General features: G+C 58.3%; 11 protein-coding genes. 7 read left to right on the top strand and 4 right to left on the bottom strand.

From position 1 onward, the window contains the following. Positions 1-62: 62 nt before the first annotated feature. Positions 63-2,108, top strand: coding sequence for a methionine--tRNA ligase (gene metG, locus L1073_RS15130; protein WP_246900602.1), 2,046 nt, complete (start codon positions 63-65; stop codon positions 2,106-2,108). Positions 2,109-2,252: 144 nt separating this feature from the next. Here the strand turns inward: metG and fhuB are convergent, their stop codons facing one another. Continuing rightward, the gene (fhuB, locus tag L1073_RS15125) at positions 2,253-4,226 is read right to left on the bottom strand and encodes a Fe(3+)-hydroxamate ABC transporter permease FhuB (RefSeq protein WP_246900596.1); all 1,974 of its coding nucleotides are present in this window, start codon (positions 4,224-4,226) and stop codon (positions 2,253-2,255) included. 279 nt (positions 4,227-4,505) lie between these two features. On the opposite strand from fhuB, the gene L1073_RS15120 reads away from it, so the two are divergent. Together L1073_RS15120 and L1073_RS15115 are read left to right on the top strand one after the other, a co-directional pair. Continuing rightward, positions 4,506-5,273 carry an ATP-binding cassette domain-containing protein gene (locus tag L1073_RS15120; protein WP_246900594.1) on the top strand — a complete coding sequence of 256 codons (768 nt, stop codon included), beginning with the start codon at positions 4,506-4,508 and terminating at the stop codon, positions 5,271-5,273. Between the two features lie 149 nt (positions 5,274-5,422). Then, the gene (locus tag L1073_RS15115) at positions 5,423-6,364 is read left to right on the top strand and encodes a siderophore-interacting protein (RefSeq protein ID WP_246900592.1); all 942 of its coding nucleotides are present in this window, start codon (positions 5,423-5,425) and stop codon (positions 6,362-6,364) included. 82 nt (positions 6,365-6,446) lie between these two features. Here L1073_RS15115 and L1073_RS15110 read toward each other — a convergent pair whose 3' ends face one another. Continuing rightward, positions 6,447-8,084 carry a cyclic peptide export ABC transporter gene (locus L1073_RS15110; RefSeq protein WP_246900590.1) on the bottom strand — a complete coding sequence of 546 codons (1,638 nt, stop codon included), beginning with the start codon at positions 8,082-8,084 and terminating at the stop codon, positions 6,447-6,449. Positions 8,085-8,692: 608 nt separating this feature from the next. Here L1073_RS15110 and L1073_RS15105 point away from each other — a divergent pair. From L1073_RS15105 to L1073_RS15090, 4 genes are all read left to right on the top strand, one after another. Next, positions 8,693-9,385, top strand: coding sequence for a GNAT family N-acetyltransferase (locus tag L1073_RS15105; protein ID WP_246900588.1), 693 nt, complete (start codon positions 8,693-8,695; stop codon positions 9,383-9,385). Between the two features lie 23 nt (positions 9,386-9,408). Next, a complete protein-coding gene (locus L1073_RS15100) occupies positions 9,409-10,707 on the top strand; it encodes a lysine N(6)-hydroxylase/L-ornithine N(5)-oxygenase family protein (RefSeq protein WP_246900586.1) in 1,299 nt (432 codons plus the stop codon). A 372-nt stretch (positions 10,708-11,079) separates the two neighbouring features. Next, a complete protein-coding gene (locus tag L1073_RS15095) occupies positions 11,080-12,018 on the top strand; it encodes an ABC transporter substrate-binding protein (RefSeq protein WP_246900585.1) in 939 nt (312 codons plus the stop codon). A 102-nt stretch (positions 12,019-12,120) separates the two neighbouring features. Continuing rightward, complete coding sequence (locus tag L1073_RS15090) at positions 12,121-14,322, top strand: TonB-dependent siderophore receptor (RefSeq protein WP_246900583.1); 2,202 nt, start codon at positions 12,121-12,123, stop codon at positions 14,320-14,322. A 273-nt stretch (positions 14,323-14,595) separates the two neighbouring features. On the opposite strand, the gene L1073_RS15085 is transcribed toward L1073_RS15090, so the two are convergent. After that, complete coding sequence (locus tag L1073_RS15085; RefSeq protein ID WP_246900581.1) at positions 14,596-16,845, bottom strand: TonB-dependent siderophore receptor; 2,250 nt, start codon at positions 16,843-16,845, stop codon at positions 14,596-14,598. A gap of 244 nt (positions 16,846-17,089) precedes the next feature. Further along, a partial coding sequence (locus L1073_RS15080) for an alpha/beta fold hydrolase (protein WP_246900580.1) occupies positions 17,090-19,401 on the bottom strand: 2,312 nt, incomplete at its 5' end.

The following is a 19,401-nucleotide window of genomic DNA, read 5'->3' as shown; positions in this document are numbered from 1 at the left end:
CTTTTCGTCGATGTCATTCGCGACGCCTTCTTTCGTTTCCGATTTCAGTCACTAGAGCCGCCATGCCGACTACCGCCAACGCCCAGCGCAAGATCCTGGTCACCAGTGCCCTGCCTTATGCCAACGGCTCGATTCATCTGGGCCATCTGCTCGAGTACATCCAGACCGATATCTGGGTACGCTTTCAGAAAAGCCGCGGCCACGAGTGCCACTACGTGTGTGCCGACGACGCTCACGGCACCGCCATCATGTTGCGTGCAGAGCAGGAAGGCATTACCTCGGAGCAGTTGATCAGCAACGTCAGCGCCGAGCATCAGGCCGATTTCGCCCGCTTCGGGGTAGCGTTCGACAACTATCATTCGACGCATTCACAAGAGAACCGCCAGCACAGCGAGCGTATCTATACAGCGCTGCGCGATGCCGGGCATATCTCGACACGCGACATCGAGCAGATGTTTGATCCGGTCAAGGGCTTGTTTCTCGCCGACCGTTTCATCAAGGGCACATGCCCCAAGTGCCATAGCGACGACCAATACGGCGACAACTGCGAAGCGTGCGGTGCGACCTACACGCCGGCCGAACTGATCGACCCGGTCTCCGCGATCAGTGGCGCCACGCCGGAAGTTCGCACGTCCACTCACTATTTCTTCAAGCTGCCCGACTTCGCCGACTTCATGCAGGGCTGGATCGATGGCGGTCATGTGCAACCGCAGATCCGCAACAAGCTGCTGGAATGGTTCGAGTCAGGCTTCAACGAGTGGGATATTTCCCGCGATGCGCCCTATTTCGGCTTCGAGATTCCGGATGCACCGGGCAAGTACTTCTATGTCTGGCTGGATGCACCGATCGGGTATCTGGCCAGCTTCCAGAATCTCTGCGAGCGCGAAGGCATCGACTTCGACAGCTACTGGAAGAAAGATTCCGAGGCCGAGGTCTATCATTTCATCGGCAAGGACATCGTCTACTTTCACGCCCTGTTCTGGCCGGCAATGCTGGAAGGCGCAGGCCTGCGCACGCCGACCGGGGTCAATTGCCACGGCTTCGTCACCGTCAACGGCGCCAAGATGTCCAAGTCGCGCGGCACCTTCATCAAGGCGCAGACCTACGCCGAGTATCTCAACCCGGAATATCTGCGCTACTACTTCGCCGCCAAGCTCACCGCCGGGGTCGACGATCTCGATCTCAACCTCGAGGACTTCGCCTCGCGCGTGAACTCGGACCTGGTCGGCAAGGTGGTCAACATCGCCAGCCGCTGCGCGGGCTTCGTGAAGAAGCTCAATGGCAATCAGCTCGCCGCGCGTTGTGCCGAGCCCGCCCTGGTGGCCCGCTTCGCGGACGCCGGCGAGGCCATCGCCGCCGATTACGAGGCACGCGAATTCGGCCGCGCCATGCGCAAGATCATGGAGCTCGCTGACGAGGCCAATGCCTACATCGCCGACAAGGCGCCCTGGGTGCTGGCCAAGGAAGAAGGTCGCGAGCAGGAAGTGCTCGATATCTGCTCGGTGGGGATCAACCTGTTCCACGTGCTGATGGTCTACCTGCAACCCGTAGTGCCGGCCATGGCCGAGCAGGCGCGCGTCTTTTTGCAGGTCGACTCCCTCGACTGGGAAAGCCGCCACGACGTGCTCGAAGACCATGCCATCGCCAAGTTCAAGCCGCTGATGACCCGCGTCGACACCGACAGGATCGCGCAAATGACCGAGGCCTCCAAGGAAGTCCTTGCCGAGGAGCAAAAGCTCAAGGAACGCGCCACGGGGCCGCTGGCCGATGATCCCATCGCCGCTGAAATCGGCTTCGACGATTTCGCCAAGCTCGATATGCGCATCGTGCGTATCGCCAAGGCCGAGTACGTGGAAGGCGCCGACAAACTGCTCAAGTTGACGCTCGATCTGGGCGGCGAAACACGCACGGTCTTCTCCGGTATACGCGCCGCCTACGCTCCCGAGGCGCTGGAAGGTCGGCTGACGGTGATGGTCGCCAATCTGGCGCCGCGCAAGATGCGTTTCGGTGTCTCGGAAGGCATGGTCCTCGCCGCCGGCGACAAGGAAGGCGGTATCTACCTGCTATCGCCGGATAACGGCGCCGAACCCGGTCAGCGCATCACTTGAGGAGGCGAGACGTTGCTCGGCGATTGCGTTGGCCACCTGGCAAAAGCGCTTGAATGAACGAGATCAGGCTTTCAGTTGGCAACCCCCACATAAGGGGTTGCCAGTCTTCAGATGGCGCTTAGCGATCAGCCCTTTACCGCATACTTACAGCCGCCGCAGCCCCCACATGAAGTAGGCTCCACCGATCAACGACGCCACCAGCCCCGCGGGCATGTCATAGGGAAAGACGACCTGGCGCCCCACCCAGTCGGCCAGCACCATCAGCAGCATGCCTACCAATGCCGCGCCCAACAGATGATGATGCGCCCGCGACAGCCCCAGCAGCCTGGCCATGTGCGGTGCCAACAAGCCAATGAAGGAGAGCGGCCCTACCACCAGGGTGGCGCAGGCCGTCAGCAGGGCTACCAGCAGCAGTAGCAACAAACGCGCCCGGTTGAGGGTGATACCCAGCGCCTGCGATGTGGCTGCTCCCAGCGGCAGGATGTCCAGCCAGCGGGTCAGCGGAAGCGTGCATAGCGTCAGCACTGCCGCCAGCGTGCCCACCACCAGGGCACTGGTGAGATCGACGTAGTAGGTGGAGCCCGCCAGCCAGGCGATCACCTGTTGGCCGCGTGGATCACCAGCCGCCAGGATCACGCTGCGCACCGCATCGAACAGGGCACCAACCGCCACCCCGGTCAGCAGCAGATGCTCGGGGGCAAAACCACTGCGCCGGTTGAGCATTACCAGCACCAACAGTGTGACAAGTGCCCCAAGAGTCCCTACCCCCACCAGCATCCCACTGGAGGGAGACGGCAGCAGGAAGATTCCCAGGATCAATGCAATGGCACAGCCGCCGCTGATCCCCAACACCTCGGGGCTGGCCATGGGATTGGCGGAAAGGCGTTGCAGCAACGTACCGGCCACGGCCAGCATCAGACCGCTGGCGGCGGCAGCCAACACCCGAGGCACCCGCCACTGCAACACGTTCCAGTTATCCGGCGATAGCCAGAACCATCCACTCACGCCCTGCCCCAGCAGAAGACCGAGCCCCATCGCCAGCAGCAGTGCGATCGCCAATCGAGTGGCAAGGCGCCCCGGCGCCGAATGACGATTAGCCGACACGACGGTCGGCTGAGGTGCCCGATTGTCTTGCAGCTTCAAGCGTGGAATCAACCACATCAGCAGCGGCGCCCCCAGGGCTCCGGTCACGGCACCCGTGGGAATCAGGATCGGCAATGCCCCCAGGAAGTATTGTAACAACAGGTCGGTGGTAGCCAGCATCACCGCACCGAGGAGCGTCCCCCAAAGCAGCCGCTCTCCAAGGCGCCGCGCCCCCGCCAAACGCACGATATTGGGTGCCGCCAGGCCTATGAAACCGATGATGCCCACCACACTGACGATACTGCCGGTAATGAACACCGCCAGCCCCAGGCCGGCAAAGCGGAGATACTTGAGTGACACGCCCAGACTCCTGGCACTGGCGTCATCCAGCTCCAATACGGCCAGGGGCCGCAGCAGGAACCAGGCCGCCACGCCAGCGATGACCAACCGTGGCCAGAGAATCGCCACGCCGTCCCAGCCATTCTGGGCCAGCGATCCGGCCCCCCAGATCAACAGAGACGACAGCGCCTCATGATTGAATAGCAACAGGGCCGTAGACACGGCTCCCAGGTAGAGATTGACCACCAGTCCCGCCAGGACTACCACGATAGGGGCCAGCCCGCGACGCCAAGTCAGCGCAAATACCAGGCCTACCGCCAATCCTCCCCCGACGAGAGCCACCCACTCGCGCGCCATTGCCAACACGCCTGGAGCCAGCAGGGTCATCACCATCAACGCCAGATTAGCGCCCGAGGCCACTCCCAAGGTTGTGGGTGACGCCAAGGGATTACGCAACACCTGCTGCATCAGCACCCCTGCCAGCGCCAGACCGCCGCCAGCCAACAGCGCGATGGCGAGCCGCGGCCACCATGTATAATGCAATAGCAGTTGGTCGACGTCCGCGAAAGACGGTGATAACAGGGCCTTGATACCTAACCCCACCCCGCCCTGGGACTCCAGACCTAGCCAGAAAAGCGCCACCAGCGGCAAGCTCAACACCAGGCATGCACGTGCCGGCGATATACCAAGTTTCACGTGACGTATCGTGGCTACTTCTCCTTTCATCTATCGCCTGCCTCTTGGCTCTCTGGTTGCCTCTCATGCGCCCCGTGGAACATGAATATATCGGCCCATAAAAAAAGTGATAACGATTATCAGTAAATTTAGCATTTGCAATTATGCTATGCTTGCCGCTCTCCCGCAACTTCAAGACATGTCGCATGCAAGCGGTCATTCGAGGCCGGATTTCGGTAGATAAGGAAAACGATTCTCGTTTACACTATGAGGCACGAATCGTTTAACAAGGAACCCATCATGTTCGAGGCTAAGGGCGCCACCTTCGAGGTCGACGGGCGACGCCTTCTCCACCCAGTGCATCATCGGTTCCAGGAAGGCAGGATTTATGGCTTGATCGGACACAATGGCTCAGGCAAGTCGACCTTGCTCAAGCTGCTGGCACAGCAACAACCAGCCAGCCAAGGCGATATCCTGCTCGATAGCCGCCCTTTGCGCGACTGGGGCCAACGAGAATTCGCCCGCCAGGTCGCCTATCTTCCCCAGCAACTGCCCAATGCCGAAAACCTGACCGGACGCGAACTGATCGGTTTCGGCCGCTATCCCTGGCACGGCCTGCTGGGACGTCATACGCAAAAGGACAAGAGTGCCGTCGAGCGGGCCATCCAACTCAGTCATACTCAAGCCTTCGCGGACCGGCTGGTCGACACCCTCTCCGGCGGTGAACGCCAGCGGGTGTGGCTGGCCATGCTATTGGCACAGGAGAGCCGCTTCCTGCTACTCGACGAGCCTTTGGCCGCGCTGGATATCGCCCATCAAGTAGAAGTGCTGGCCTTGGTGCGCAGGCTCTGTCAGGAACTACAGCTCGGCGTCATCATTGTGCTGCACGATATCAACATGGCGTCGCGTTACTGTGACCACTTGTTGGCGCTTCACAGCGGCCAGGTAATGGCCGAGGGGCCTCCGCAAGAGATGATGACCGACGCCACCCTGGAATCCATCTATGGCCTACCCATGCAGGTGATTCCGCATCCCAACGGGGAGCATCGCATCGCCGTGGCAAACTAGTCCTGATTGCACTTGGCAACCCCAGCGCGGCTCCATGCCTGAGCAAGTCATGCAAGCGGACGCTGGGCGGCCAGGGAAATACTGAAAAACATCCTGAGTGATAACGATTGACGTTACACTTCATGCCCTTCCACAAGGAGGTCATCGCCATGGCTAAGCAGCGCTACCGACTTTTTGATATCACCCTCGCTCGGCGTACCCAAGTCAGCGCATCGCTCGTTAGATTTACCTTTACCGGCCCCGACGTCGGCCACATGGAAACCTATGCCCCGGACCAGCGCATCAAACTGTTCTTCCCTAAGGGCAGTGGCACGCTCGACCCCCTATTCGAGATAGCCAAATTGGCAGAGCATGAATGGTATGGCGCCTATTCTTCCCTACCGGATGCCCAGCGTCCCTATGCGCGCACCTATACCATCCGCGCCCTTCGCCCCGAGCACTCAGAAGTGGATATCGAGTTTGTGCTTCACGGCGACAATGGCCCCGCCTCGCGGTGGGCAATGCATGCCCGCCCCGGCGACCGGCTAGCCATGACGGCCCCGGCCGCCAATACGGAAGGCCCCCAAGTGGGTTATGAGTGGAAACCGCCCCAGGGTGTACGACGTATACTCATCCTTGCCGACGAAACCGCCCTCCCCGCAGCGGCAGGCATTTTGGAAACTCTCGACGCCCTGCCTCTTAAACCCAAGGTCGAGGCATTGTTCGAGGTTCCGCGCAGCGATGACAAGCAAGCATTACCTCCCACCGCGAAGCAGCACTGGCTGGCGCGTGATGTCGAGTCCAGTTGCCAACATGGAGAACTGCTGCAGAGGGCGCTGCGCGATATCGATTTACAGCAGGAGATTATCGCGCTCGGCGGCAATCCCGGGGCCGCTACCAACCAGGACAGCAAGGACGAACGCAGCGAGGATGAAGAGGCCCGGCTATGGGAGCCCGCCACCCTGGACGACAGCGCGCCCTTCTACGCCTGGATCGCCGCTGAAACCAAGGTCGCCATGCAACTGCGGCGTTATTTGGTCAATGAGTGCGGGCTGCCCAAAGAGTATGTTACCAGCATGGGGTACTGGCGCCTGGGCAAGTCCAATGGCTAGCGATGCTGCAAACGACACGGCGTTAAGGAGTGATTGCACAAGCTAGCCACGCGTCAACTCTCTCGCGTGGCTGCTAGATGGATTAATGCTCGGCCACAGGCGATGCTTCGGCAGTATCTGATTTATTAGCCAACAGCTTGCCATTCTCCAACCGTACCAATCGATCCGCGAGGTGGAAGTAGCGATCGTCGTGGGTGATCACCAGCACCGCCTTGCCCATGCGTCTTAGCTCGGGCAACACCTCGCAGTAGAACACTTCTTTGAATAACGGATCCTGATCCGCTGCCCACTCGTCGAACACCAGGAACGGACGATCTTCCAGGTAGGCCACTACCAACGCCAGACGTTTGCGCTGGCCCTGGGAGAGCGCGCGGGTGGTAAAAGCGCCATTTTCAACTTTTACCTTATGCTGTAAATGCAGCTTGGCCAACAGGCGGTTACCCTCTTCGTCGAGCCCTTCCCGCGGGGTCTCCAACAGGTGCTCGAAAAGGTAGAAGTCCGAAAACACCACCGAGAAGAGCTGGCGGTAGGCATCCCAGCCATTCGCCTCGACACGCTCTCCATTGAGCAACACCTCGCCACCCTCCGGTGGATAAAGCCCCACCACCACTTTGGCCAGTGTGGTCTTACCACTACCGTTGCCCCCCACCAGAAACGCCACTTCGCCCGGCGTAAAGCTCAGATTGATCGGCCCCAGTTCAAAGAAGTCATCACTCTGCTCGTGGTAGTACTGATGCGTGACATCGCGCAACTCAAGATGTTGCAAAACAGGCTCCTGAGTCGACGCTTGCCGACCCTGCCCCTGGGGCATCTCTTGGGTAATGTCATCAATGCGACCTGCAGCGACCCGCGCCATGTTGACTCGTGGAATATGCATCAGCAGCCCCTCAAGGGGCGTCACCATAAACACAAATACCAAGGCAAAACCGGTCATCACCCGCGTCTGCTCCGGACCATCGCCTGCTAGCACGAACAGCACTAGGCCGATAAAGGCGAACATCAGGAATTGCCCCCAGCTCGTCGAGATGACAAACAGCGACATGCCATGGGTGCGCAACTTCCGCACGCCATCAACCGATTCTCCCAATATCTGATCCATAAAGACCCGGCTCTTGCGCTGATGCAGCCGCAATTCTTTCGCACCATCGGTCAGCGCGCGGAAATGCCCAAACAGACGATCCTGCTCGGATGAGGCGCTATGGAGATAGTGAATGGCGCGCAAATGAACAAGGTGGTAACCGACAGCCCCCAACCCGATCACTCCCAAGGCAAACAAGAACACCTGCCATGAGAGCATCGCCAAGTAGCCCAAACACCCCACCACGATGACCGCATTGGTCAAGATAACCGGCAGGCTGATGAACAGGATTGCCACGTTGTTACTGTGCTCGGTGAGTGCCGATTGAATCCGCGCACTGCCAACGCGTTCGAACTGAGCAAAGGGGGTAACCGCCACACACTGGGCGATGAAGCTACGTACCTCGGCCAAGGCACGCTGCCCCAACCACTCAAAAAGCACCGACGAGATCATACGACAGACCATTAACGCCACAGCAATTCCCGCGAAGGCCCAGGCCGCACTGACACGGCTAGCAACATCGCTGGTGAGTGCCGCATTGATTTGCGCAATCAGCAGCACGCTGAAAAGCCCAGAGAGAATACTCGCCAGGGAAGCGGCCGTCATCAGCCAGCGAGTTCGACGCATCAGATGGAGAAGCACATTCACCTCGTTGGAAAGCGATACCTATCCACACAGACGATCCACTCGCGCAAAAAGTTACCCATCCATATAAACAAGCCTCATTCGCATTCGTCCTTAAGACAAGGAAGCCCACGAATGCTCTCCTCTCCGGCCTTCCTGTGAAATGACTTTTTGATTGCTTTGTTGATAGGAGCTTAGCGGTGTCCAGTTCTGAACAGGCGCAAACACGACTACGAGCCCAGGTACCATTAGAACCCCATACGGGGGATCCGCTGCTTTCACGCCCCGAGGGCCACACCTATCAAGTCACCCACGACATCACCACACAGTCACTTTACGTGAAGGGTGATCAAGAGCCCCTTGAGTGGTCATTGGTGGACGATAGAAACGGCTTGACACTGCGATGGCCGCAGCGTTCGGCGCCGTCTCTCCCAGCTTTGCTTGCCGCAATCGAAGGGGCTTTTGCCTGTTACCCGGCCACTGTTGCACTACGTCTTCAGCTATCCACTGTTTTGCAAGCCAACCTGTGTGCCGCCGGCATCGCCGTTAAAGATAGCCATGGAGAACTCTGGGTCTATGCGGAGCTATTTTGGCAGTTACCAACCCTTTGGCTCACCTCTCCCTCCATGCGCGTCTACCCGCAGCAACCCATCTTGGAGAACGGCAAGCGACATCCACGCCGCCCGCCTCGCCCCAGCGGCTGCGTCTATCAACGTTATATCCCCTGGCTCAATGCCACTCTGAGTTTTCGCGTCCTTGATCTGGAGCTGGACCTTGAACGCTTTAGCCGCTGGATGAACGACCCGGTCGTTGCCCATTTCTGGGAAGAGCAAGGCGACCTGGAACAGCATCGCGAGCGACTCGAAAGCACGCTACAGAACCCCAGCGTCGTACCATTGATCGGCTGTATCGACGGTGAGCCCTTCGGTTATTTCGAGACCTATTGGGCCAAGGAGGATCGCATAGGTGCTTATTACGATGCCGGTGACTTTGATCGCGGCTGGCACGTACTGATCGGCGAAGCCGCGTTTCGCGGACGGCCTTATGTTGCCGCCTGGCTACCTTCCATCTCTCACTACCTGTTTCTCGACGACTGCCGTACCCAGCGGTTGGTGATAGAACCCCGCGTGGATAACGACAGGATGATCGGCAATCTCGCCAAGTGCGGTTATGCGCTACTCAAGGCGTTCGACTTCCCTCACAAGCGAGCCATGCTCGGCATGCAGCTACGCGAGCACTTCTTTAATGAGCGCAGTTGGATTCCGCTGCCCCCGCACCCGGGGTCAGCTCCACGACCCGACCCACGCTTCACCCCATAAACACGTCAGCCACGAGGATTTTCATGCCTATCCACGATCTGATCGGTATCGGCTTCGGCCCCTCCAACATCGCCCTGGCCATCGCCCTCGAGGAACAGCGCAATGACGAACTCAGCGCATTCTTCATCGAGCGTCAGCCCCGCTTCGCCTGGCACCCTGATATGCTGCTGGAAAATGCCCATATGCAGATCTCCTTCCTCAAGGATCTGGTAACGCCGCGCAACCCGGCCAGCCGCTATACGTTCCTGAACTACCTTCACAGCAAGGGGCGCCTGCAGGATTTCATCAACCTGCAGACCTTCTTCCCCAGCCGCCACGAGTTCAACGACTACCTGGCCTGGGTAGCCTCCCACTTCGAGGAGCGCTGTGCCTACGGCGAGGAGGTCGTCGAGGTGCAGCCCCAACTACAGGATGGCGACGTCGAACTGTTACGTGTCTGCTCACTGGATGCCAACGGCAAGCGTCATGAGCGTCTTACTCGCTCACTGGTCGTCAGCGTCGGCGGCGCCCCGAATGTGCCTGACTGCTTCGCCGATCTCGCCTCCGACCCGCGCGTCTTCCACTCAAGTCATTACCTGCGGGATCTGAAGCGCCAGAACGACCCACGGCGTATTGCCGTCATCGGCGCGGGCCAGAGCGCCGCCGAAATCTTCCTCGACCTGCATGGCCGTGAAGGCATCCAGGCGGATCTCATCACCCGCGCCTGGGCATTCAAGCCCTCCGATGACAGCCCCTTCGTCAACGAGATATTCAACCCCGAATACACCGACTACGTGTTCAACAACCCCACCGGCCAGCGCGAAGCGCTGATGGAGGAATACAAGAGCACCAACTACTCGGCACCCGATCTCGACCTGATACAGCAGATCTACGACGTTTTCTACCAGCAGAAGGTCACCGGCGATCACCGCCATCGCTTCCGCCGTCGTCATGAAGTCACCCACGCGATCTCGACGGACGACGGCATTCGGCTGGAAATCACCGAACTGGACAGCGGCGCCATCGATACCGCGACCTACGACGCCGTAGTGCTGGCCACGGGGTACCGGCGTGACATGCACAAGACCCTGCTCGACCCACTGACCCCCTATCTAGGCGATTTTGCGGTCGATCGTCACTACCGGGTGTTCACGCCGCCCCACTTCAAGCCGGCGATCTTCCTGCAGGGCTGCTGCGAACCGACCCACGGGCTGAGCGATACGTTGCTATCGATTCTGGCCGCCCGGACCCAGGAAATCTGCGAGGCACTCGACGAGACCTTACCGACAGAGCACTCGAAACGTGCGGCCACGCCTGCTCCCTCGCTGGCGAGCACGAACTGACAGCCCCCCGGCCGCTCCTGACGGAGCGGCCCTCACCCCGGGCCCTCTTACCACATGCCACCGCTGACCAACTCGATATTGACACCAGGGATGCCGTCATTGATAATAACGATTATCATTACGGAATGATATAATGACGTATAAACAACATGAGTGCCTTTATCGTCACCTGCTGTTCCAAATGATCGGCCATTGGCGACAGTGTCCTGTTCGCATCCTCCGAAGCCACACGGTTTCCCTCAAGAGATTCGAGACTGAAGCTCCTCCCGTTTTCCAGGAGCGAACCCAATTCTTACTGGTTGGCCAGCCCATCCGTTGGGGAAATTAGTCAAGACACATGCTTCCAAGTCATTCGAGAAGACAGGCGTAATAGTGAAACATCAGCATGGTATAATTTATCGTTTTATCGCACAAAAACGCACTTTTTTGTCGATCATCCTGCTTTCCTGGATACTCATCGGCAACGTTTCAATGGCAAGCGATGGAGACGAGGAGGCCTCATTGGCGACTTTCGATTTTGCCATCGCCGAAACGCTCAATGCGCTTGGTCACCCTCCTGCCTTTATCTCAGGTCTCCAGGGGTACGAGACGTATTCACGTCAGCCTGGCATCATCCCCTTGTCTACCAACCTCGGTTACCGCCATCTTCCTAACCTTGAACTATTGGCAAGCGAGCCGCCCAAGTACATCCTGATTTCTCCTCCCGCACATGTGAATCTTATTCCTAAACTCAGAAAAATTGCTGAAATCAGGAAATACCCACTCTACAATAATTACGACAAGCATGACAAAAAGAGTCACTGGAAAATCCTAGAAGAACTGACTCGAGATCTTGGAAAATTGACCGGAGATCCGAAAGCAGCAGAGAAATATATTTCAAAAACCAACCAGCACTTCGATGAATTGAAGAAACTCATCGGGGATGTCGACTCTCCCTTGTTGGTCATCCGCCTGATGGACGAGCGCCATGCGCGGGTCTACGGACATGGCAGTGTGGAAGGCATGGTGCTAAAACGCCTGGGGCTCAAGAATGCATGGAAGGACAAACTTGGCCAGTGGGGCATGGCGACAATCAGTGCGAAAGACGTTATGGACATCGATGCCAAGGTAATATTCCTCGACAGCCCTTACGACCCACCCGGCGGGCAGAAAAAGATACTCCAGAAGGGGTTATGGAAACACTGGCCGAGCATCAAGCAGAACGACTATGCCATTCTCTCCCTCGACTATTGGTCATGGGGAGGCTTCCCGTCCGCCCGACGTTTCGCAGAAAGCCTTGCTGAATGCCTAAATAACTCCTCATTGCAATGAGAATTGACTTATGACCGAGATTGATAGGAGAGACAATGAGGCAATTTGATAATAATTATTATTGACAAGAATTAAAACGAACCCCATGCAAGGAGAACATTCATGAAACACCCGACTTTCCGAAAGCGGTGGCTAACGGCTGCCATTGCGGTTGCCACTTGCAACGCTTCGGCAACCGCATATGCTCAAAGCACTGAGCAGAACACGCAATCAGATACCCAATCGCCCAACGCACTGCCCACATTGCAGGTGACGGGCGAGCGAATGTCGAATGCACTGATGCCCACCGAAGGATACACCGCCAGTAACAGCCTCAGTGCCACCAAGACCGACACCCCTCTGATGGAGACGGCACAATCCGTATCTGTCGTCACCCGCGAGCAGATCGAGGATCAGGGCGCCCAGTCGGTGCAGCAAGCCCTACGTTATACGCCAGGCGTGAATACCGGTCTCCGCAACGGCTTTGGCAACCGCTATGATTTTATTTCCATGCGTGGCTTCGGTGGTGTCGGTAGTCTCGACAATGTCTATCTTGACGGCCTCAAAATGGCCAGTGACGTTGGAGGCTATAATTCGTTGCAAATTGACCCCTACTTTCTTGAACGGGTTGACGTCTTCAAGGGGCCTACGTCCGTTCTTTACGGTCAAAGTTATCCTGGCGGGCTAGTCGGGCTAACCAGCAAGCGGCCTCTATTCACCCCCAGGCATGAGATCCAATTGGAGACGGGCAATCATAGTGAACGTACGGCGCGCTTTGACTTCAGCGGTCCTGTAGGGGAAAGCCGACAAGTTGCGTACCGCCTGGTCGGGTTAGCGAGTGGTTCGGACAGTCAGTTCGACCATGTCGAGAACGAACGCTATACCATCGCACCTTCACTGACGTTCCTGCCCACCGACAAGACATCATTGACCGTCATGGCCTATCTGCAACATGAGCCGAACAGCGGTTACTATGGCTGGACACCGGCCGAGGGCACGGTGCGGGATCATAATGGCCAGAGGATCGATAATGACTTCTTCGATGGCGAACCAGGATTCAATGGATTCGAGCGTTATCAGCGCTTGATCGGCTACCAGTTGAAGCATCAGATCAACGATACGTGGCAGGCGCAGCAGAACTTTCGCTTCACCTCTTCCGATATCGATTATGACCAAATCTATTCCAGCGGTTACGTGGGAGGCAGCAATCAGCTCAACCGCCGCGTCGCAAGCGCCGATGAGTCACTGCACTCCTATAAAGTGGATAACCAGCTTCAGGGGGAGTTTACTACGGGGACTCTGGAACATACATTACTGGCCGGTTTGGACTACCAGTACCAGCGTAATTCGGGATCATGGCAGTTCGGTGCGGCGACGCCGCTGGATGCCTTCAATCCACAATATGGCAACACCCAAGTCGTCTACGGGACACCCACCAATTTCATCAACAAGGTGGAACAAACCGGGGTCTATTTACAAGACCAGATCAATCTAGGACAGTGGCGTTTCAACCTGTCGGGGCGTCAGGACTGGGCCGACACCAGTACCGTATACACCAATCTTGGACAGGCTTCCGAGAGCGACAGTAAAAAGTTCACTAGCCGTGCCAGCTTACTATATGCCTTCGATAATGGTATTTCCCCTTACGTGAGTTACTCGGAATCCTTTGAACCAGCATCAGCCACTCGAACCGATACCTCAGGAAATACATTGGATCCGAGTGAAGCGTCTCAATACGAGATGGGAATCAAGTATCAGCCGCCAGGCAGCAACGATCAATACACCGCAGCCATTTATAATCTTGAACAGGAGAATGTCTCCGAAGCCATTTCCGGAACTACGTTCTACGAGGCCATAGGCAAGGTCCGTTCACGTGGACTGGAGCTATCCGCCAAATTACACCCCACCGAACAACTGTCCTTGATCGCCAGTTATACGTACACGGACATGGAATATGTCGAGACCAATGACGAGACCGAGGGAAGCACTCCCTATGGCATCCCCCGCCATATGGCCTCAGCGTGGGGTAAATATGAATTCGCAGGAGGTGCTTTAAACGGATTGGGAATTGGAGCAGGCGTCCGCTACAACGACTCTACCTGGGGAAACGATACCCATACGTTCGAGGTAGATAATTATACCCTGGTAGATGCCATGCTGGAATATGATCTTGGCATGCTATCAAGCGATCTCCATGGCATGAACTTGAGGGTCAACGCCAACAATCTGCTCGACAAAGAGTATGTTTCCTCTTGCTCCAGCACGACGATCTGCCACTTTGGCGCAGAGCGCAAGGTGACGGCCACGTTAAGCTACAAATGGTAAGTCATTGATCACCCCCCTTCCGACACGGGCGAGCCTGCCACCAGATTCGCCCGTGGCTACTGGGAACATCAAGGCGCCCCATTCCTCGATGGCTTCACGATCTCTTCGCGAAAATTAATTATCGCTACGACTTGCAATGGCGGCCAGTGAATATACCTTGACACTAAAAGGCCTGAGCCCCGTGCAATACAGGACTCAGGCCATGGCCGCCGGTTAAGAGCACTAACCGTCCAACGATTGGGGTCAGTTCAGAAGCATGGGGGCGTTCGCGCTTTACCAGTTGTAGGACACGGTGCCCAACACGCTACGTTCGGCCCCCGAGTAACAACGGCCAGCGTTGTTACACTGCGCGACGTACTTGCGGTCGAACAGGTTTTTTACATTGACTTGTGCACGCCAGTTTTCCGTCAGGTCATACCCCAGTGCCGCATCGACCAGAGTCTCGCCCTCAGTCTCCAGCGTACCGTAGTTCAGCGTCTCAGGCGGGTAAGCATAGGAACTTCCCAGGTAACGAACGCCCAGACCCGTCTCCAGCCCGGCCAATGTTCCATCGTGGAACGAATAGTTGGCCCAGACGGACGCCTGGTGGCGCGGCACACCGGTAACCTGGTTGTCTTCATAACGCGAACCGGCATCCTCGGTGATCTCGGCATCCGTGTAGCTGTAGGCCGCGGTCATGCTGAGGTTATCCGTGATGTCGCTCTTGACTTCGACTTCCACACCCTCTGACTGGGTCTCACCAATCTGACGGTAGTCGCCCAGGTTGCTGTCGTAGGTTACATCGTCTTCCTTGGTGATGTCATAGGCCGCCACCGTCACCACAGTGTTCCAGCCCTTCGGCTCGTATTTCACACCCACTTCCACCTGATCACCGGTGATCGGCTTGAAGGTGTCACCCGACGTGGTAGAGGTCTGCTGCACCGGGACAAACGTTGTGGCGTAATTGACGTACGGCGACAGACCATTCGCGAACTGGTACATCAACCCGGTCTGCCAGGTGAACTCATTGTCCGTGCGAGTGGTGTCATTGTTGGCCGACGTGCGATCGTCGTATTGGCTTTCGGCCCAGTCATAGCGGCCGCCCACCAGCGCTATCAGACCGCCGACCTTGGTCTGCAGTTGCGCGTAACCGCCGACAAGATCCTGCTGGATTTCATCATTGGAGGACAGTACGGAGGTAGCCGGCGCACGGGTGTACTGAGGATCAAAGATATCGATGGCCTGAAAATCGTTGAGTTGCCCCGATGCGACATCCGGGCGTTCACCCACGTACTGGACCTGGCTGAATGACGTCCGATTATAGCTTACACCCGCCAGCACCGTGTTTTCGAAGGCCCCGGCATTCAGGTGGCCCACTAATTGGTTATCGATGGAATAGACGCGGGACTCATTAGTTCGGTCGCGACCATAGGCCAGCACCTCATCATCAAAGCCATCGCCGTTGGCACCGTTAGGGAAATGGGGCGGGAAGACCGGCAATGCCGGTGGAAACGACCACCAGGTTTCCTGGCGATCCACCAGGGAGCGGGTATATCGGCCGTTCTGGCGGAAGGTCCAGTCGTCGTTGAAACGGTGCTCGTATTCATAGCCCAGCGTCCAGAATTCCCGATCAAATGAGTCCCAGTCCGGATGCCCCAAGTTGGTATCGGTATCCAGTTGACCCCCCGGATGATCCAGCAGGGTGCCCGCCGCCGGCAGACCCAGCTGGATTTCGGTCTCGTCCTTCTGGTATTGGGTCAGCAGCGTCAGCGTGTCCTTGTCCGTCAGATCGATGGACAGTGACGGCGCAAAATAGATGCGATTGTCCGGCACACTGTCGGTCTGGGTATCGGCATCACGCGCCAGGAACACCAGACGCCCCCGAACACTGCCTTGTTCATTAAGAGCGCCCGATACATCCAAGGAAAACTGTTTGCGATCGTAGGTGCCGTAGCTAAGATTGATCTCTCCCTGGCGTTCATAAGTAGGGCGCTTGCTGACCAAGTTGACCATTCCGCCGGGCACGTTCTCACCATATAGAATCGATGTCGGTCCCTTGAGCACTTCAACCCGCGCCAGGCCATAAGGCTCCGCCGATGTAGCATAGGCGTTGGGTTGCAGCCGCAGGCCATCGCGATAGGTACCGTAACCGTAGTCGCGCTGGTTCATGCCACGTATGTAGAAAATATCTCCCGCAAGGGCATCGCCGGCCGGATAGTTGGCAGAGGAAACCCCCGGGACGTACTCCAGGAGGTCACTCAGGGTCTGCGCGCCCTGATCCTCGATCTGTTGCCGGGTGACGACAGATATCGAGCGTGGCGTCTCGGACAGTGGCGTGTCCGTCTTGGTCGCGGTGAGGCTGCGTTCTGCCTTGTAACCGACAGCCGGCCCCTTCGGGTCTTCATGTTGACCGGTGATCGTAATGGTGTCCAACTCTTGCGCATCGTCGCTATCCTGAGCCCAGCCAACTGACGGGGTTGCCGCTACCATGGCTGCCAGCAGACTTACGCGGAACGTCCCATGGCGTTTATGCATCTTGTTCATAACTGATTCCCGTGTTGATCCCGAGGCGCCTGGAAGCCTGGTTTTATCACCCTGCCCGACGCGGTGTGCGATGGGCCGGGTCAGGCGCCCTGTTAACGTAAAGCGCTTGTACACGCTAGCTCTCATGAACGAATTTATCTTAATGAATATTAAAAATAAAGTTAATGATAAGCATTTTTATTCGCTCCAATAGGGCCACATCCCCTAATGATCCGATTGAATAGAGACAACCTGATTCAGCGCCTCAGATAGGTGTCTGCGTTGCCATGCCAACACGTCCCAACAGCTCGACCAACGAACGCATAAAGGCCGTTTCACGAACGATCCCCAGATGGTCCGTTTCCAACCAGACTGAGGTTGCCAGCGACTGACCAAGAGCATGTTGCAGAAGGCTCTCAGCATTGGCGTTGTTTTCCGGCGACTGCGACGCCCACCAGGCATGGACCGGCGCCCGAACCGCTCTCACTGTGTCGTGGGCCCGTGTCAGCGTGCGCATATGGCGCTCCACCGACAGCAACTGCTGCCACTGGCCGTCGCCGACACCGTCCGGCACCGGCGCGGCGTCCTCTACCTCTCTTGCCTCACCCGCACCGGGCACATAGCCGTCGATCAAACCGACGAAAGTCACACGCTTACCAAGGCGTTCCAGCAGACTGGCCATCTCCAGCGCCAACGCGCCCCCCATGGACCAGCCAAGCAGGTGATACGGCCCGGCCGGCTGCTGTTCCAGCAGGATTCGCACATAGTCCCGTGCCATGTCAGCCAGCGAGGTATCGCGCCAGCCAGCATCCAGGACCTGCCGGTTCTGCAGGCCCCAGACCGTCCAGTCGTCCGACAGATATCGTGCCAGCGGATAATAGCCAACCACCGTGCCGCTCACCGGATGGGGGCAAAACAGAGTGCCGGTGGTTTCCGCCGATCCCCCCAGACGCACCCGGGGATCGAGAGACGCCCCGTTCCTACCGGCACTCGCCTCGGCGTCCGTTGTCGCTGAGGTGGCACCGATCAGCGTTTCCAGCGCCTTGCCTACAGCAGCCAGCAGCCGTTCCACCGTGCGGGCCCGATAACGCTGGCCGCTGTATCGGGCATTGAGCACCAACTGCCCCCGATGGATCTGGCCGCTGATCTCCAGTTCTCGGCTAAGGGGCGACCAGGGGTGGACCAGATCGCCCGGCGACTCGTCGGCAGGCTGGAAGCGGGCATCCGTGAGGTGGCCGTCCACCTGTCCCAGATAGTTGAATGCCAGTCGGGGTTCCGGCACCTGTGCCAGACGGGAGCGGATTTCCGGCTCCGCCAGGTAGCGCAGGGCACCAAAGCCCAGCCCCTTGCCGGGAACGGCTGCCCGGGCCTCCCGGACGCGCGCCAGGGTGTCTTCGGGGTCACCGGTGGCCGGCAGTCGCAGCGGATACAGGCTGGTGAACCAGCCCAAGGTGCGACTGAGATCGAGGCGATCATCCAGCGGTTCCCGGCCGTGGCCTTCCACTGCCACCAGAGGGTTGTCCAGATCGCCCCAGGCACGAAGCCCCTCCGCCAGCGCCGCCAGCAACAGGTCGTCCATGTCCGAGCGCCGGGCGGCCAGGGTTTCCCGTAGCAAAAGCCGGGTCTGCTCCGTCGACAACTGCCATGCCACATGACGGGCATCCGTCTGGGCGCGCCTCCCACCCGGGTTATCCACCGGCCAGGCGTCGTCTTCACGTCCCAGGGCGGCCCAGTAGTCGACTTCCGCCAACCAAGCGCCCGAGGCAACATTGTCCACCAGATGGTTCGCCCAATGCTGGTAGCTGGCGCTGTGCGGTCCGGGATCCGCAGGCTGGCCGGCTTCTGTCTGCTGGTAGGCGCGCGTCAGGTCTTCCAGCAGGATGCGCCAGGACACGCCATCCATGACAAGGTGATGCACGCTGAGTAACAGGCGCTGGTCGCCACCCGGCAAGTGGGCCAGCAGGATGCCGGCGAGCGGCCCCTGCTCAAGATTAAAACTCTGCTGGACCGCGTCACAGGCCTCCGTAACTGCCTCGGCATCGGGCAGATCCAGAACGCTTAATAGACGCTCGGCACTTTCGGACGACCGATAGAACGCCTGCCAATATCCGGCTTCCCGACGGAAACCCAGGCGCAGACTATCGTGATGGTTAATCAGCGCCTGCACCGCCTTCTTTAGGTGGCCTGCATCAAGGGGCTGTGTGACCTTGAGCAACAGCGACTGATTCCAGTGCGCCGCATCGCACAGGGGCTGCTCAAAGAAATGATGCTGGATCGGCGTTAACGGGAGCGTGCCTTCCACCGTCTCGGGAGCATCCACTTCTTTGACTGCGGCCTCCAGAGCTCCGGCCATCGCCGCCAGTTGCGGCTTGAGGAACACCGTCTTGGGCGTCAGCTTCCAACCAGCCTGGCGCAGCCGGGTGATCAGCCCGAGCGACTGGATGGAATCGCCACCCAGTTCGAAGAAACTGTCGCCCCGGCTGACGCCCTCAATGCCGAGCACCGCTTGCCAGAGCTCTGCCAGCAGCGTTTCCCGCTCCCCTTGCGGCGCCTCCTGTCGTTCGGTAGGCGCCGTGG

Origin of the sequence: Chromohalobacter nigrandesensis (assembly GCF_023061285.1) — a bacterium.
Classification (GTDB): domain Bacteria; phylum Pseudomonadota; class Gammaproteobacteria; order Pseudomonadales; family Halomonadaceae; genus Chromohalobacter; species Chromohalobacter nigrandesensis.
The sequence above is the reverse complement of the archived record's forward strand: the minus strand, read 5'-3'. Positions and strand labels throughout refer to the sequence as shown.

Coding starts and splice junctions, on each gene's coding strand:
- L1073_RS15100 (WP_246900586.1), top strand. CDS start 9,409: ATGCCTATCCACGATCTGATCGGTATCGGCTTCGGCCCCTCCAACATC.
- L1073_RS15085 (WP_246900581.1), bottom strand. CDS start 16,845: ATGAACAAGATGCATAAACGCCATGGGACGTTCCGCGTAAGTCTGCTG.
- metG (WP_246900602.1), top strand. CDS start 63: ATGCCGACTACCGCCAACGCCCAGCGCAAGATCCTGGTCACCAGTGCC.
- L1073_RS15120 (WP_246900594.1), top strand. CDS start 4,506: ATGTTCGAGGCTAAGGGCGCCACCTTCGAGGTCGACGGGCGACGCCTT.
- L1073_RS15090 (WP_246900583.1), top strand. CDS start 12,121: ATGAAACACCCGACTTTCCGAAAGCGGTGGCTAACGGCTGCCATTGCG.
- L1073_RS15105 (WP_246900588.1), top strand. CDS start 8,693: ATGCGCGTCTACCCGCAGCAACCCATCTTGGAGAACGGCAAGCGACAT.
- L1073_RS15115 (WP_246900592.1), top strand. CDS start 5,423: ATGGCTAAGCAGCGCTACCGACTTTTTGATATCACCCTCGCTCGGCGT.